At 49.9% G+C, this 15,326-nt stretch carries 15 protein-coding genes; 5 read left to right on the top strand and 10 right to left on the bottom strand.

What is annotated here, in order from left to right; translation table 11 throughout:
* Positions 1 to 55 precede the first annotated feature (55 nt).
* Complete coding sequence (locus tag ACR3I3_RS01670; RefSeq protein ID WP_440952845.1) at positions 56 to 739, top strand: phosphoglycolate phosphatase; 684 nt, start codon at positions 56 to 58, stop codon at positions 737 to 739.
* A 163-nt stretch (positions 740 to 902) separates the two neighbouring features.
* Here ACR3I3_RS01670 and ACR3I3_RS01665 read toward each other — a convergent pair whose 3' ends face one another.
* The 4 genes from ACR3I3_RS01665 to nikR form a co-directional block, all read right to left on the bottom strand.
* The gene (locus ACR3I3_RS01665; RefSeq protein ID WP_440952844.1) at positions 903 to 1,172 is read right to left on the bottom strand and encodes a PRC-barrel domain-containing protein; all 270 of its coding nucleotides are present in this window, start codon (positions 1,170 to 1,172) and stop codon (positions 903 to 905) included.
* A gap of 33 nt (positions 1,173 to 1,205) precedes the next feature.
* Positions 1,206 to 3,422 carry a CDC48 family AAA ATPase gene (locus ACR3I3_RS01660; RefSeq protein ID WP_440952843.1) on the bottom strand — a complete coding sequence of 739 codons (2,217 nt, stop codon included), beginning with the start codon at positions 3,420 to 3,422 and terminating at the stop codon, positions 1,206 to 1,208.
* Positions 3,423 to 3,584: 162 nt separating this feature from the next.
* The gene (locus ACR3I3_RS01655) at positions 3,585 to 4,484 is read right to left on the bottom strand and encodes an NAD-dependent epimerase/dehydratase family protein (protein WP_440952842.1); all 900 of its coding nucleotides are present in this window, start codon (positions 4,482 to 4,484) and stop codon (positions 3,585 to 3,587) included.
* Positions 4,485 to 5,070: 586 nt separating this feature from the next.
* Positions 5,071 to 5,493, bottom strand: a complete 423-nt coding sequence (nikR, locus tag ACR3I3_RS01650) for a nickel-responsive transcriptional regulator NikR (protein ID WP_440952841.1) — start codon at positions 5,491 to 5,493, stop codon at positions 5,071 to 5,073.
* A 152-nt stretch (positions 5,494 to 5,645) separates the two neighbouring features.
* Here nikR and purC point away from each other — a divergent pair, with 152 nt between their 5' ends.
* Positions 5,646 to 6,362: a phosphoribosylaminoimidazolesuccinocarboxamide synthase gene (gene purC / locus ACR3I3_RS01645; protein WP_440952840.1), complete on the top strand. Its 717-nt coding sequence runs from the start codon at positions 5,646 to 5,648 to the stop codon at positions 6,360 to 6,362.
* A complete protein-coding gene (locus tag ACR3I3_RS01640; RefSeq protein ID WP_440952839.1) occupies positions 6,363 to 7,796 on the top strand; it encodes a phytoene desaturase family protein in 1,434 nt (477 codons plus the stop codon).
* On the opposite strand, the gene ACR3I3_RS01635 is transcribed toward ACR3I3_RS01640, so the two are convergent.
* The 6 genes from ACR3I3_RS01635 to yciH form a co-directional block, all read right to left on the bottom strand.
* On the bottom strand, positions 7,797 to 8,486 hold the full coding sequence (locus tag ACR3I3_RS01635) for a TIGR00153 family protein (protein WP_440952838.1): 690 nt from the start codon (positions 8,484 to 8,486) through the stop codon (positions 7,797 to 7,799).
* Positions 8,483 to 9,523 (bottom strand): inorganic phosphate transporter, encoded by a 1,041-nt coding sequence (locus ACR3I3_RS01630; RefSeq protein WP_440952837.1) that lies wholly within the window; start codon positions 9,521 to 9,523, stop codon positions 8,483 to 8,485. The genes ACR3I3_RS01635 and ACR3I3_RS01630 overlap by 4 nt, the downstream gene beginning before the upstream one ends.
* A gap of 58 nt (positions 9,524 to 9,581) precedes the next feature.
* Positions 9,582 to 10,532, bottom strand: a complete 951-nt coding sequence (locus ACR3I3_RS01625; protein ID WP_440952836.1) for a tetratricopeptide repeat protein — start codon at positions 10,530 to 10,532, stop codon at positions 9,582 to 9,584.
* 43 nt (positions 10,533 to 10,575) lie between these two features.
* Positions 10,576 to 11,796, bottom strand: coding sequence for an Nre family DNA repair protein (locus ACR3I3_RS01620; protein ID WP_440952835.1), 1,221 nt, complete (start codon positions 11,794 to 11,796; stop codon positions 10,576 to 10,578).
* Positions 11,793 to 12,155 (bottom strand): transcriptional regulator, encoded by a 363-nt coding sequence (locus tag ACR3I3_RS01615; RefSeq protein WP_440952834.1) that lies wholly within the window; start codon positions 12,153 to 12,155, stop codon positions 11,793 to 11,795. Before ACR3I3_RS01615 ends, ACR3I3_RS01620 begins: the two co-directional genes overlap by 4 nt.
* A 185-nt stretch (positions 12,156 to 12,340) precedes the next feature.
* A complete protein-coding gene (yciH, locus tag ACR3I3_RS01610) occupies positions 12,341 to 12,649 on the bottom strand; it encodes a stress response translation initiation inhibitor YciH (protein ID WP_440952833.1) in 309 nt (102 codons plus the stop codon).
* An 80-nt stretch (positions 12,650 to 12,729) separates the two neighbouring features.
* Between yciH and ACR3I3_RS01605 the strand changes: the two genes are divergently transcribed.
* Both ACR3I3_RS01605 and purL read left to right on the top strand, forming a co-directional pair.
* A complete protein-coding gene (locus tag ACR3I3_RS01605) occupies positions 12,730 to 13,083 on the top strand; it encodes a DUF192 domain-containing protein (RefSeq protein WP_440952832.1) in 354 nt (117 codons plus the stop codon).
* A gap of 85 nt (positions 13,084 to 13,168) precedes the next feature.
* A complete protein-coding gene (gene purL, locus ACR3I3_RS01600) occupies positions 13,169 to 15,316 on the top strand; it encodes a phosphoribosylformylglycinamidine synthase subunit PurL (RefSeq protein ID WP_440952831.1) in 2,148 nt (715 codons plus the stop codon).
* Positions 15,317 to 15,326: the final 10 nt, after the last annotated feature.

Genomic DNA, 15,326 nt, shown 5'->3' with positions numbered 1-15,326 from the left:
TTAACCCAAAAATGTTGAGATAAACTATAAGATGGTCTCCGTCATATCTGACTGCATGGTCTTCAAAGCCCTTGTAGTTGATATCGACGGAACTATAACCAATCATGACAGGTCACTGGACCTGAGGGTCGCGCAAAGATTCCGCGAGCTCAGGGCCCAGGTAGTCCTTTCCACAGGCAACCCCCTCTGTTACGTTCACGCCGCTGCAAAGCTAATTGGCCTCGGCGGTATCGTGATCGCAGAGAACGGCGGGGTCGTATCCACCGGTTTTGACAGTCCTTCCATCATAGCCGACGGCATGGAGAAATGCGAGGAAGCCTACGAGCTGCTCTCGAACTACTTCGACCTCGAGAAGCTCGATGCCGCCTACCGCAAGACCGAGGTCGTGCTCCGCAGGGGCATGGACATCTCCGAACTGAGAAGGATCCTCGAGGACAACAACATGAACGTGGAGATCATCGACACCGGCTATGCCGTTCACATCAAGGACGGGAAGATCAACAAGGGAACAGGCCTTCACACCGTTGCAGAGCTTCTGGGCATGGACGCAAAGGATTTCCTGGCAATAGGTGACTCCTGCAACGACGTCGAGATGATGCGTGAGGCAGGCCTTGGCATAGCCGTGGGCAATGCCGATGACGATGCCAGACAGGCGGCATCCATGATTACAAAGGCCTCTTTCGGCGAAGGAACCCTCGAGGCCATCGAATATGCGGTCTCCAATGGGCTTCTGGAATAAATGGAAAAAATAAGGTCAGGCTAAAGCTGAATTCAAAGCTGATCTTAAAACTAAAGTTAATATTAGAATTACTGAAGTTAGAACTAAAACTACTGAAGTTAAAACTAAAGTCAAATTTAAAATTAACTTAAGGCCAGATCAAAATAAAAAAGTAAGAAGGACCTCAGTCACGGTCGTATGGGAGGCCCTTTGCCAGGGTCTTGTCCACGACGATGTAGTCCTTGATCGCGCTAACTGACTCAAAAGGTATGACGATATACTGGCCGTCCTTCTGGTACTTGGAAGTGTCAAGACCGATATCCGGCTTTACGATAAGGTCTTCCAATTCTCCGGTCTTTCCGTCCATGACGATATTGTTCAGTACACCAAGCTCGGTTCCGTCAGTAGCCATTACCTGTTTGTTGGACAGGTTCTTTGCAAACACTTTTGCCATCTTTCGTCTCCCTCTGAGTAATTAACACATTATTTACATATATCCCATATAAGAACTTGTTTCTTGTTTATGGGTGCTGCCTTTGAGTTTTTCCTGCATCTTGCCGTAGAATTCGGCCATATCCTCCGAGATGGTGGGTTTGACCTTGCCCATTGCTGCAAGGAAATGGGTCTTCTTCACAGACTCCGTTTCGAAGTTCTCACGCAGTGCAAGCATCACAGCTTCCCTGCACACCGCCTCGATATCCGCACCCACATAACCTTCTGTCATTGCTGCAAGCTCCGCGATGCTGATCTCCGGGTCCAACGGGATGTTGCGTGTGTGTATGCTGAAGATCTTTTCCCTTCCCTCCATGGTGGAGCCTCCCACAAGCACCAGCCTGTCGAACCTTCCGGATCGCATCAGCGCAGGATCGATCATGTCCGGGCGGTTGGTGGCTGCAATGACCACCACTTCTTTCAGTGCTTCCAGTCCGTCCAGTTCGGTCAGCAGCTGGTTGACAACCTGCTGTGAGCTCCTTCCCGTCTCGCTGTCAGCCATCCTGGTGGTTGCGATGGAGTCGATCTCATCGAAGAAGATGATACATGGTGAGACCTGCCTTGCCTTCTTGAACGTATCGCGGATCGCCTTCTCGGACTCTCCCACGAACTTGGAAAGCATCTGAGGTCCCTTGATACTGATGAAGTTCGCATTGGACTCGTTGGCCACGGCCTGTGCGATCAGCGTCTTTCCGGTTCCCGGAGGGCCGTAAAGGAGTATTCCCTTTGGTGCCTTGATGCCCATCTCTGCGATCCTGTCCGGACGCTTGAGTGGCCATTCAACGGCCTCGATGATCTCCTGTTTCGCCTCATCAAGACCTCCAACGTCATCCCACCTGATGGATGGGACCTCCACCAGCACCTCTCTCATTGCGGATGGTTCCACTTCCGTAAGTGCATCCTCGAAGTCCTCCGGCTTTACCATGAGCTTCTCCAGCACCTCTTCAGGGATCTCGTCCTCCTCAAGGTTGATCTCCGGGAGTATCCTCCTTAAGGAGCGCATGGAAGCTTCCTGCACCAGTGCAAGAAGGTCCGCACCAACGAATCCCTGGGTGTGCTCCGCAAGGTACTCGAGATCGATATCCTCTGAAAGGGGCATTCCGCGGGTGTGGATCTGCAGGATCTCCAGACGGTCATCGCTGTCCGGGACGCCGATCTCGATCTCCCTGTCGAACCTGCCGGGACGGCGCAGTGCGGGATCGATGGAATCCACGCGGTTGGTGGCACCGATCACCACGATCTGTCCTCTCTCCTCCATGCCGTCCATCAGTGTCAGCAGCTGGGCTACCACTCTGCGCTCCACCTCTCCGGTCACGTTCTCACGCTTTGGTGCGATGGAGTCTATCTCATCTATGAATATGATGGAAGGTGCGTTCTCTGCAGCCTCCTCGAATATCTTCCTCAGGCGCTCCTCGCTCTCCCCGTAGAACCTTCCCATGATCTCCGGTCCTGCGATGTAGAGGAAGTTCGCCCTGGATTCGCCGGCCACCGCCTTTGCGATCAGTGTCTTTCCGGTTCCCGGCGGGCCGTAGAGTATGACCCCTTTCGGGGGTTCGATGTTAAGTCTCTGGAAGATCTCATGGTGCTTCAGGGGCAGCTCGATCATCTCGCGTACCCTCTGGATCTCGTCACCCAGTCCGCCAATATCCTCATAGGCGATACCGCGGGTGGCGTCCTCGTAGCCCTTTGCCGGCTTCTGCCGCAGCTCGATCTCCGTATTCTCAGTAATGATAAGTATTCCCTCTGCAGGCGTTGTCTCGATGGCGACAAGAGGTATTGCCTGGTTCCCGGGTGTGGGCTGTGTCATGGAACTTGTGATGGGTATGACATCTCCCCTGACCAGCGGGTGCTTCAGTATATTATGTTTGATGATTGCCTGGATGTTGGCCCCGAACTCCATGGATATCCCTTCAGGGGGTGCCATGACCACCTTCTCCGCGGGTGTGACCTCCACCCTTCTGATAGAGACCCTCTCTCCTATTCCTGTACCTGCGTTCTGTCGGGTGAAACCGTCGATACGACCAATTCCCTGTCCCCAGTCCTGTCTGTCTGCTCTCCAGACCTTTGCAGCTGTTGTCTTCTTTCCCACTATCTCCACGATATCTCCGGGGGAAAGCTGCAAGCTGAGTAAAGTGCTCGGATCAAGCCTTATGATTCCACGTCCAAAATCTATTGGATGTGCTTTTTCCACTTTGATCTGTAGTTCTTCCATTGGTCTCATCCTTAATTGTTTTACTATTTTATTCGATGCAAGGCATAAATACTATATGGTTTCCTGTTCTGCTTTTGCTTTTTTGCTTTCAGGAACGTGATGATGGACCCTTTTATCCCGGCCCTGTAAATTCTAAAAGTCTCTATGCCGCTTATTTCCCTTTCACACTTTCAGGAACTCTTCAAGCCCCTGCTTAAGTTCCACCTCTGGCCGGAATCCCAGCTTCTCTGCCCTGGATATATCCGCAACGCTGTGTTTGATGTCCCCTGCCAGCGGGTCTGCGTGTTCGATCTCAACATCCTTCCCGAACAGGTCTATGATGATCTCCGCCAGTTCATTGATCGTGGTGCTCCTTCCGGTAGCTGCATTGAACACCTCTCCCACTGCCTCTTTCCTGTCAATGACAAGTTCAACCATGTCCACGATGTCATGCACCGAAATGAAGTCCCTTGTCTGCTCCCCGTCCCCGAAGACCAGTGGGTTCTGGCCATTGCGTACCCTCACCATGAACTTTGAAATCACCCCTGAATAAGGATTGGAAGGGTCCTGTCTGGGGCTGTATATATTGAACGGGCGAATGCAGGTCGTGGGCAATCCGTATGCCCTGTTGTACATCAGGCAGTATTTCTCACCTGCCAGCTTGCTGGCACCATATGGTGAGAGCGGATCCTGCTGCTGCTGCTCATTGATGGGCACTGCCACAGGGTTCCCGTAGACCGCAGCCGAACTGAAATAGACGAACCTCTCAAGATCTGCGTCCCTTGCCGCCTCCAGCAGGTTGATGGTGCCTAACACATTGTTCTGCGCATCGAAAAGAGGTTCCTGCATGGACCTTGCAACACTTATCTGGGCAGCAGTGTGTATGAGTATGTCTGCATCCTTCACAAGGTCTGAGACCTCATCCCTGATGTCTGCCCTTATCACTCTCACACCTTCAGGCACACTTTCCCTTGTGGTGGATGAATGGTTGTCCAGGACAACAACTTCGTTCCTCTCGTGGAATCGGTCTACAAGGTAACTGCCGACCTGTCCCAGTCCCCCTGTTATAAGGATGCTTTTCATAATTTCTAGGACGGCTGCATTATTTATAATTATTTGGGGATGTGCAGCGTTCCTGTATGATGATTATGAGCATCATAACTCCTAAAAATCATTCATAAAGTTAATATGTTATTAATCTACTATTATATATCAGGGAACATTATTATTTCGCTGATTCCGGTGGTACGGAACTAGATCAGGGGTCGTGTGGTGGTAGTACGGCCCCGGTGGTATGGGCGCACAGGGCGTGCCCGGCAGGTGGCCTTCTGGATGGTTCACCTGCCTTTAACGGTCTTTGTGATGCTGACTGGAAATTCTCCGGGGTTATCTATCATTATCATAATGGTGATAACTTCTTCAAATCGTTCGCCAAGTTAATATAGTATTGTTGTATAGTGAGGTCAGCGTACGACCAATACTGCTGTATCATATGGTAGTGTTGTCGTACGAGAAAAACGTTCTTTCATTTCGTCATTTTATGACCTTTCGGGGGATATTATCTGTCCCCCGACATCCCCTCTTTCTGATATCTATGATTCCGGGATAGTGTTACTTGTTGTTACGTTATCTAAAATGTTATGTTATCTGAAAAAGAGTGAAAAGACCTTCAGATCTTTTCTGCCGGAGGTGCTGTGTTGAGCTTTACATATTTGACACCTTTCAGTGCCATGAGCCTTTCATCCATCTCTTTTACCAGCTCTCCCTCACCGTCGAATATTACCACTTCAAGGCAGTTGTCGTGATCGAGGTGTATGTGGACCGATGATTTTATGAGGTCTGAATAATCATGCTGAATATCCGCAATGGCATTGGAAAGGCCCCTTTTCGTATGGTCATAGATTAGAGTGATGGTGCCGACACGCTGGCCCTTTATGTCGCTCATCCATTCATACTGGTTTATATAGTTGCGGATAGAATCCCTGATGCCCTCTGAGCGTGAAGAGTATCCCCTGCGCTCTATTATTGAATCGAATTTAGTCAGGAGGTTGTCCGGAAGGGACACACCTATTCTCATAAGTTCCTGTTCCATATTTTCACCTGAGGGGTAATTGACATAAATGGTAATAAAATTATGTGTTGTTTTTGTTATTTAATTTGTGTTTCTGTCAGAAAAAGTACACATAGCACATGTATTTATATCCATGATCCCTATATGGTAGGTAAAATCCGGAGATGAGTTTCATGAAAACGGAACAACTTTACTCAGGCAAGGCTAAGACCATTTACAAGACCGATAACCCCAACGAGCTTATTTCAGAGTTCAGGGATAGTCTCACCGCTTTTGACGGTAAGAAGAAGAGTGAGGCCGCAAAGAAAGGTTACTACAATGCCCAGATCTCAAGGAAGATCTTCGAGATGCTTGAGGAAGAAGGCATCAAGACCCACTATCTTGGCATGGTTTCCGATACAGAGATGCTCGTGAAGAAAGTGGAGATCGTTCTCATCGAAGTAATTCCAAGGAACATCGCAGCAGGTTCTATCACCCGCAAGTATCCGATAGAAGAGGGTACAGTTTTCAAGGAACCGGTCCTTGTCTTCGATTACAAGAGCGATGAGTTCGGCGATCCTATGATCAACGATGATATCGCAGTTGCGATGGGAATTGCAACCCGTGAGGAGATCGATTACATACGCAGCATGGCACTGAAGATCAATGAGATCCTCAAGAGCTACTTCGAGAGCAACGGCTTCCTGCTTCCAGACTTCAAGCTGGAGTTCGGAAGGGTTGACGGTGAGATCGTGCTTGCAGATGAGATCTCATGTGACACCTGCAGATTATGGGACGTCGAGACCGGAGAGTCCATGGACAAGGATATATTCAGGTTCGACAAGGGTGACCTCTCAAAGGCATATGAAGAGGTAGCACGCCGTCTCGTTCCAGAGATCTTCGAGGAGTAAATGCAAAAATATGATGTCATCGTGGTCGGGGCCGGCATAAGCGGGCTGCTGACCGCACTTACTTTATCCAAGCATGGCAAGAAGGTGCTGGTGCTTGAAAAAATGCATGGTGTGGGGGGAAACTGCAACAGCTACATGGTGGATGGCTATCAGGTGGATACCGGTCCCCATGCGATTACCCATCTTGCAGAAGGTCCGCTCAGGCGCCTTCTGGATAACTATTTCGATTACCAGCCGGTCTTTGAGAACTATGGTCACTATTATGTGAGGACCGAGAACCGTTTCCTGAAGGTCCCTTCCACGATCAAGGACTTTGTCACGTTCGATGTGTTCCCCAGGCTTGACCGTCTTGCTATTACGCAGTCCATCACAAAATCCCTGACGCTCTCCTCTTTTGGCGTTGATCTGTCAAAGCAGTCTGTCTATGAATCCCTGCCTTCAAACCTCTCAAAGGAGACCTACGAGTTCGCGGATGCCATCTCATATTTCCTTTCAGGAAGGTCCATGCATGAGACCTCTGCCCAGAGGGTACTTGCTGGCAGCAGTTTCGTCAGGGACAGCGTAACACAGGCGCAGTTCGAGGAGTTCATCAGGGAAGAGAAGGGACCCCGCCCGGAGTCCATCCTCCAGTCCGTGTTACCTTCGAGCCTGCACACGTCCCTTCATTCAAGGATAAACAATTTCTCCAGTCTTGGAAGACTTGCCAGCAACAAGGTCCATATCTCTCAGGGATATCCCCGCAAAGGCCTGAAATCCCTGCTCAATGCAGTTCTGTATTCGCTTCCTCCTTCTGTGGAGATCAGGACCGGATGCAATGTGGATCGCATACTCACAAAGGACGGCAGGGTATACGGTGTTGAAGCGGACACTATCTATGAATGTGACCTCGTGGTCTACACAGGATTCGCATCATCTTTACCATCTGTCGTGGACGATCTTCCATCCTCATACCTCGAACTTCTGGATGGTATCGTGCACAGTAAAAGTCTCACTGTCTGGCTCGGTCTTGACAGGGTAATGGATGAGTTCAACTACATAGGTTCTGAGATCTGGTTCAAGGATACGCCTTACTGGGCAATGCCTATCAGCAACTATGATGCGTCCCTTGCTCCCAAGGGCAAGCAGCTTGTTGGATTTGCTTTCTTCCTTGACGAGGAAGAGGACGAAAGGAAAGGTATCAGGAATGCATATGAGACCATCTACAGGGCCATTCCTTCCATAGAGGATCGTGTGGAGATGAACCACGACCAGATCCTTGTACCTGAAAAAGGGGCTGTGACCCTTGATGGTAAATTTGCCGATATCCGCTCCCCTGTTAAGAACCTCTACATTGCAGGAACGGATACTGACAGGCGCAGCATGGGTGTGACCCGGGCTGCTTACTCTGTCATCGAATTGTTAAAAGTATTGAACGAGGACGGTAATCTTCACTGATCACCGTCTGAGGATCATTGTCCTGAGCCTGTCTGCGGCATGCTCTGCCTTATCTGCGACATCTGCAATGGTGCGCACAAGCTGGTTCAGGTGGAGTACTCCTACCGGTCCCAGTTCAGCTTCATGAGCATATATCTCTTTGAGCAGGTCCTTCTCGATGAGATCCACCCTGTGTTCCATCTCCTCGATGGTGGGGACAAGTTGCAGGGACTCGTTTACTTCGCGCTTGCTAAAAGATGTCTCCAGGATCTCGCTCAGGGAGTCCACAAGCTCTTCATATTTTACTACGGTTTCAAGGGTGAGGGCTGAGAGCTCACAGATCTTTGTCCGGATGGATTCCGGCATATCACAGGGTCTCAGTGTCATCATGAACGCTGCTTCCTGTGCAACGTCTGCGATGGAGTCCTGTGGTTTGAGGAAATTGAGCAGGTCCTCTGCCTTTACGGGCAGCATGATCGAGGAAGAAAGCTGTGTCCTGATGGTTTGCTTGATGATATCCGCTTCATGCTCGATGTTGTCGATCTGAAGGCTCAGCTCATCAACCAGCGGTTGGTTCGTGCAGTATGCATTTACAGCCTGGTCAAGTATCTTTACGGTTTCCACTCCCTTGGATGCGTGCAGGTAAAGTGGCTTGAACGGTGATCTTGCGAACACGTCAAGTACAGAACGTATGTATTCCATTTTCTTCATAGTCCAACCCCCAACAATGCCACGAATATAAGTGCCGATGTTAGTGCTGCAACAGGCACAGTGATGATCCATGACATAACGATCTTTCCTATAACACTAAGGTCCACAGCAGCAAGACCCCCTGCGAGTCCGACACCGATCACAGAGCCCACGAGGGTGTGTGTGGTGGAGATGGGCAGGGAACTGTAGCTGTGAAGAACGACTACAGATGCGGTTGCGAATTCAGCCGAGAAACCTCTGGTAGGTGTAAGTTCGGTGATCTTTGTACCAATGGTCTCGATCACACGGTATCCCCATGTTGCAAGTCCGATGACCATCCCGATACCTCCCACGATGAGGACCCACAGAGGCACTACCGCTTCCGCAAAGTTAAGTGCGTTCAGGCCTGCATAGAGCGGTCCCACAGCATTTGCCACATCGTTCGATCCGTGTGCGAATGCAATGTAACATGCGGTTCCTATCTGCAGGAAAACGAACTTCTTCTCTATATGATATGGATTGTCCGTCTTTTGCAACAGGGTCACGCGAATTATCGAGAATATAAGGTATGCAATTATGGCCCCAAGTACCGGGGAGACAAGCCAGCTGCCGACGATCTTTGTCAGTACTGCCCACTTAATATCAGAGAGCAATATAATGTTCTGGTATACGGCTACGATCCCAAATCCAAGTACAGCCCCGACGATCGAATGTGTTGTCGATACCGGGAGGTTGTAGAATGTGGCGAACGTGATCCAGAATCCGGCTGCAAGGATCGCAGCAAGCATTCCAATGGCCACAAGGTTCGGATCAATAGCTTTTATGGTGTCAATAGGTACGATCCCTTTTGCAATGGTGGAAGTGACCCTCTTCCCGAAGAAAACAGCTCCGATGAATTCGAAGATACCGGCTACGATAATAACCTGTTTGAGTGAGAGCGCACCGCTGCCCACCGATGTTCCCATAGCATTTGCAAGGTCATTGGCACCGATGTTCCATGCCATGTAAAGGCCGGCAAGTACCAGCAATATTACAATTGGATTGAATAGTTCTATCATATTCCTCTTCCTGATGTTAACTCTTCACGCCGTTAAGGTCCCATATTTGATAAATGTATCAATGTTCATTTTTTTTATGAAGGGAGCTTATCTCCTCCCTTGCCTTTCTTGCTTCATCGTTATCGGGTTCAAGTTCAAGCAGGAGCTCGTATGTTCCCAGTGCTCCGACGATGTTATCTTCCTGCACGCAGAGTTCAGCGGCATTTGTCAGTATGTTCCTTGCATCTTCCCTGTGCCCGAGCTTATAGAGGAGCTTTCCTCTCTTTCTCCACAGCTCGATATTTGCAACATCAAGCTCGATGGCATTCTCTATTGCGTTCAGGGCTTCAAGATATACGCTCTGGCTATTGGTGACAAGTGCTCTCATCTCCCACATCTCAGCGGCCGTTAGGAAACATTCCAGTGCCTCCTTTGATTGCCCGAGCCGGCGGTGTGCCATTCCTTTTATGAATATGGGCTCTGTTGCATCTTCCATGTGTTCTATGGCAGAGTTCAGTGCCTTGATGGCTGCACCGTATCTCTCCATGTTGAACAACACCATTGCCTTGTTGTACCATGCATGTCCCATATCGGGTCTTATTTCTATTGCATGTTCGAGGTTTGCAATTGCTTCTTCTTCCTTTCCCATCTCCGCGAAGATACTTCCCTTCAGGAAGTAGGTATCGGGATCCTCCGGTGCGATCTCTTCAAGTTCATTGAATGTATCAAGTGCACCTTCAAGATCTCCCTTTGTAGCAAGCACATTGCCTTTGAGTTTTAGAACCTCTGCATTATCTCCGTACTTAAGTGCCTCTTCGGAAGCTTTGATGGCTTCATCATAGAGGTGAAGTCCGAAAAGGATCTGTCCCTTGATGATCCATGCCTGTGTGGGGTTTGGGGCGTGCTTGATAGCCTGCTCCACAACTTCCAGGGCCTGTTCATGCTGGCTTTCCCTGCAGAGCAGACGTACTTCGTTAAGCAGGAAATCTGCCAGTTCCTGTGGTGACATATTGTCTTTGTTCTCGGACATAATGTCCAATTGTCTCATAACGTTTTAATGTCTTGCGGAATGCTCACAAAAAAGAGTCCAGCGTTCTCTGGAAACGGAGGTCTGAAAGCATCTTAGTCTTCGCTTTCCATTCCGGTGCAGGTGTACGTATGCGTGTTGCCATATCATCCAGCGCTTCCTCTATGGTCTCAAAGGTACGGGGGACGGATGCCATTGCGTTCCGGGCGGCTTCCCTGACCACCCATACCCCCAGCGGTGCCCAGTATTCGGGCGTAATCTCCCTGATCATGAATACCGATGCCTGCCTTCCGATATCCTCAAGGTACTCAAGGGCTGCGATACGCGCTGCATAGTACCCTCCTGCAAGGTTGGAGTATCCTTTCTTCCCGTTGATGTCCTCCATGTCCTGTCCTATCCAGGAGGATCCTCCGGACCAGACAGAACGCTTCATCCATATCTCCAGGAGTTCGTATGAGAACACTCTCGGAACCAGCATTATCTCAAAATAGTTCCCGAAACATCCGCCGCTGAAAACGGATATCTCACTTACCAGCGGCATGTCCCTGACGCGATCGATGATATCCTTCCCGGCCATGTCATCGGTCGCTGTGATGGCCCATCGTGTGGGTACAAGTTTGCGCTGCTGCCCCAGAAGGCCGATGGAAAGCAGTCTGGTTATGTGCTCGGCAGGTATGTCGCTCCTGAAAAGCTCGCAAACGACATCCTTTGCAAGGGCATCGGTATCATACGCCAGGTAATCTACCTTCTTCGGGACCTTCGGGTTCTCAGCTATATCAAAGTCCTTTACAGTCCCGGATGGTCCCATTGGTGTCAGGACACTGTCGAACTTCAGTTTCTGCTGCAGGGGTTTTGTGAACCAGGCCTCGGTGTCCACCGGTGACTTCGAGAGTGCCAGTTCCTGCGATCTTTCCAGCAGTTTGTCCGGCCTCATCGCATCTTTTACGTCGATGGTGCTGTTTGCCCTGACAAGCTGGCAGCGGGCGGATATCACATCCTGGATATCCATGGAAAGCCATTGTTTCGGATCCTCAAGGGCCATTGCGTCCTTCGCTTCGACCTGCGGAGGTATCATGGGTCCGGCCCTGACCTGAGGGTAGCCGTACCTTCCCACAAAAACAGCAGGGGGCGATGCGCCAAAAATAGAACCGTCTTTAGACAGGGAGGCTGTTGTACTCTCGGTCGACCTGAACTTTTCAAGGATCGGACATAATGGTCGCCCGCAAAGTCCTTTCCCCTTACATTTGATACAAAGGCTCTTGCTCAATCTTCCTCATCGCTTTTACAAAGGATGCAGTATTCCGCTCCGGGCACGTTCTTGTACAGCCATCCGGAACGCTGGACGAACTTGCATACATTGCACATCCCTTCGGTCAGGACCCTGTCAGAGGAATCGTTCACCAGCTGGGTGGCGAATTTTCGGATCTCTTCTTCGGTCTCTTCGGAGAATCCAACCTCTGCTCCTCGTTTTTCACTTACGTACTGCGACACGGCTGCTCTCGAAAGGCCTAATATGTCTGCAACTTGCTGTTGTGTACATCCATGGTCCATCATCATGGAACGTGCAAGCTCGGCACGTATGGCGGGCAATACTTTCTGTACCATAATCTCGCAGGTAGGTTTCATAAATATGATTTCCTTTTTTCGTCCTATATGTTTTTTTCGCAGGCACTTTCGAGCCGGGCAGATGTGTCCGCACCCTGTTGCAGGTGCTGTTAAATTCAAAAAAAGGAACATGGCGATCTTGCAGGGCCATGTTCTATGTTCGAAAACTTATATGAATTGTTGATATACAAAGTGCATACCATTGATCAGTCTTTGATCTGTTCCGGAGAGAAACCTTTCTGGACGAGAACTTCCTTCATGCGTCCGAGGTGGTTGCCCTGCAGTTCAACGGAACTTCCTTTTACAGTTCCGCCACATGCGAACTTTGATTTAAGGTATGTGGATAGCTCATGCAGGTCGATCTCATTAGCATCGAAACCTTCCACAACTGTAACTTCTTTACCGTATCTTCGTTTGTTCACTTTCACTGTAATTCGCTGTTGCTCTTTTGCCACTTCTTCACAGATACACAGCTCTGATGGCAAACCGCAAACCGGGCACATTTCTGAACTCATCTTCTGGTATTTCCTCCGATTATTTACTCGCCTGTATACAATTTATATAGATTATAAACAGATATTATATGTAATCAACTATGTTATTAAAATCTAATGGTGATATCATCGCATCGGATGTTGAATACGCAAGAAGCGTGTTCAGCCAGGCAAAAGGCCTGATGTTCAGGAGCTCTGTTCCGGATAGCTATGCTATGATCTTTATATTATCGTCAGTGAAAAAGGTCTCATTACACATGCTCTTTGTTCCTTTTCCTCTGGACGTCCTTTTCCTTGATGGGGATAAACGGATCGTTAAGACCACTTATCTTCGTCCCTGGATCGGCACCGGTGACTCAGGTAAAAAGGTAAAGTATATCATAGAGCTTCCCGCAGGCGCTGTTTCCCGTTCGGACCTCTCCGTTGGTGACAGGGTAATGTTCAATGAACACTGAACAAGTTCTCACCGTTGGAAATCTTTATCTAATCTATGGTTTATTTAAGCCTGAATTCATACTCCTTATATTATGAGGCGCACAAATGTTACCGGAAAATGACCTGAAGATCATAACAGAAGAGATGGGCAGAGAACCAAACCTTGTTGAACAGGGATGCTTTTTGAACCTTTGGAGTGAGCATTGCTCCTACCGTTCCAGTGCTCCTTTGCTCAAGACATTTACCACTGTTGGTGACCGCGTGATCATCGGTCCCGGTGACGACGCTGCTATCATCCGCTTCGGTGATGGCTGGGTACTTGCCATCGGTATGGAGAGCCACAACCATCCTTCATACGTGGACCCTTACAACGGCTCCGCAACAGGTGTAGGGGGGATTGTGCGTGATATCATCTCCATGGGTGCAAGACCGATCGCACTGATGGATCCTCTCTATTTCGGTCCGCTGGACACCCCTAAGAACCTCTACCTCTTCGAGCACATCGTGGAAGGTATTGCAGGATACGGTAACTGTATCGGTGTCCCTGTCGTCAGGGGTGAGGCATACTTTGACGAGACCTACAGCGGAAATCCTCTTGTGAACGTTGTCTGCGTGGGCCTTGCCCGCGAGGAGAACATCGTGACTGCCTGTGCACAGAAGGCAGGCAACAAGCTCGTCCTTATGGGTTCCACCACCGGCCGTGACGGTCTTGGCGGTGCATCGTTCGCTTCCCGTGACCTCTCCGAAGAAGCAGAAGCAGAGGACAGGCCAAGCATCCAGATCGGCGATCCTTTCACCGAGAAGCTCCTTATCGAGGCAACCCTTGAGGCGATAGATACCGGTTATGTCCTCTCATGCAGGGACCTTGGAGCAGCAGGTCTTGCAGGTGCCAGTTCCGAGATGGCATCCAAAGGAAACCTCGGAATGCGCCTGATGGCTGACAAGGTCATCCTCCGTGAATCCGGAATGACCCCTTATGAGATCATGATCTCCGAGTCCCAGGAACGTATCCTCTTCGAGGTCGCACCTGAGAACGTGGACACGGTCCTTGCCATCGCAGAGAAGTATGACCTCAATGCAAGCATGATCGGAGAGCTCACAGAGCGTCTCTATTACACCGTTGAGTTCGAGGGCGAGGTCGTCGCGGATATGCCTGTCAAGCTCCTGACAGAAGGTGCACCGACCTTTGAGCGTCCTTCAACAGCTCCTGCCGAGCGTGACATCGGCGAGAAGCCTGAACTTCCAGCTGATATCAAGCAGGCAGTTATCGACATTCTTTCATCTCATAACATCGCATCAAAGGAATGGATCTACAGGCAGTACGACCATGAGGTCCAGGTCCGTACCGTGGAGAAGCCAGGTGCGGATGCAGGTGTTCTCCGTATTGCAGACGGCAAGGGTCTTGCCCTTTCCTGTGGCTGCAACCCGAGGCACACTCTCCTTGACCCTTACGAGGGTGGAAAGGGAACCCTCATTGAGAACAGCATGAACCTTGCTGTAAAAGGTGCGGAAGGTATCGCCCTTGTTGACTGTCTCAACTTCGGTAACCCTGAGAAACCTGACATCTACTGGCAGTTCAAGCATGCCATCCTCGGTCTTGGCGATGCTGCAAGGGACCTTTCCATTCCGGTTGTCGGAGGTAATGTTTCCCTCTACAACGAGAGTGGTGAGTACGGTACGGCTATCGTCCCGACACCATCCATCGGCCTTATTGGTATAACAGGTGACCTTGAGACAGTTCCTGCTTCCTTCTTTGAAGGCGAAGGGAACATCGTCATCCTTGTGGGTGAGACCTTTGATGAACTGGGCGGTTCCGAATACTACAACATAAAAGGACTCCGGAAGAACGGTAATGTTCCAAAGGTACGTGAGAACGCCCCGAAGACCGTTGAGACCCTTATCAACGTCATAAGAAGCGGCAAGATCGTAGCAGCCCATGACGTCTCTGCCGGCGGACTTGCAGCAGCTCTTCCTGAGATGTGCAAAAATGTCGGTGCAAGCATCGACCTTTCAGGTGTAGGTGAAAGCCTGAGAGCAGATGACCTCCTTTTCTCAGAATCCCACGCAAGGGCTATCCTTGTAACCTCTGAGAAAGATAAGGTCCTTGAGATGCTCGGCGATATCCCTTCTGCTGTGATCGGTACTGTTGGCGGGAATGTTCTGGATATCAAAGGTAATGGCTTTGAGATCTCCCTGACACTCGATGAGATCGCAGATGCAAGGGCAAGCCTCACAAAACTGATGATGGAATAATTTCCATTGT

This window comes from Methanococcoides mangrovi (genome assembly GCF_052057775.1).
Taxonomy (GTDB): domain Archaea; phylum Halobacteriota; class Methanosarcinia; order Methanosarcinales; family Methanosarcinaceae; genus Methanococcoides.
The sequence above is the reverse complement of the archived record's forward strand: the minus strand, read 5'-3'. Positions and strand labels throughout refer to the sequence as shown.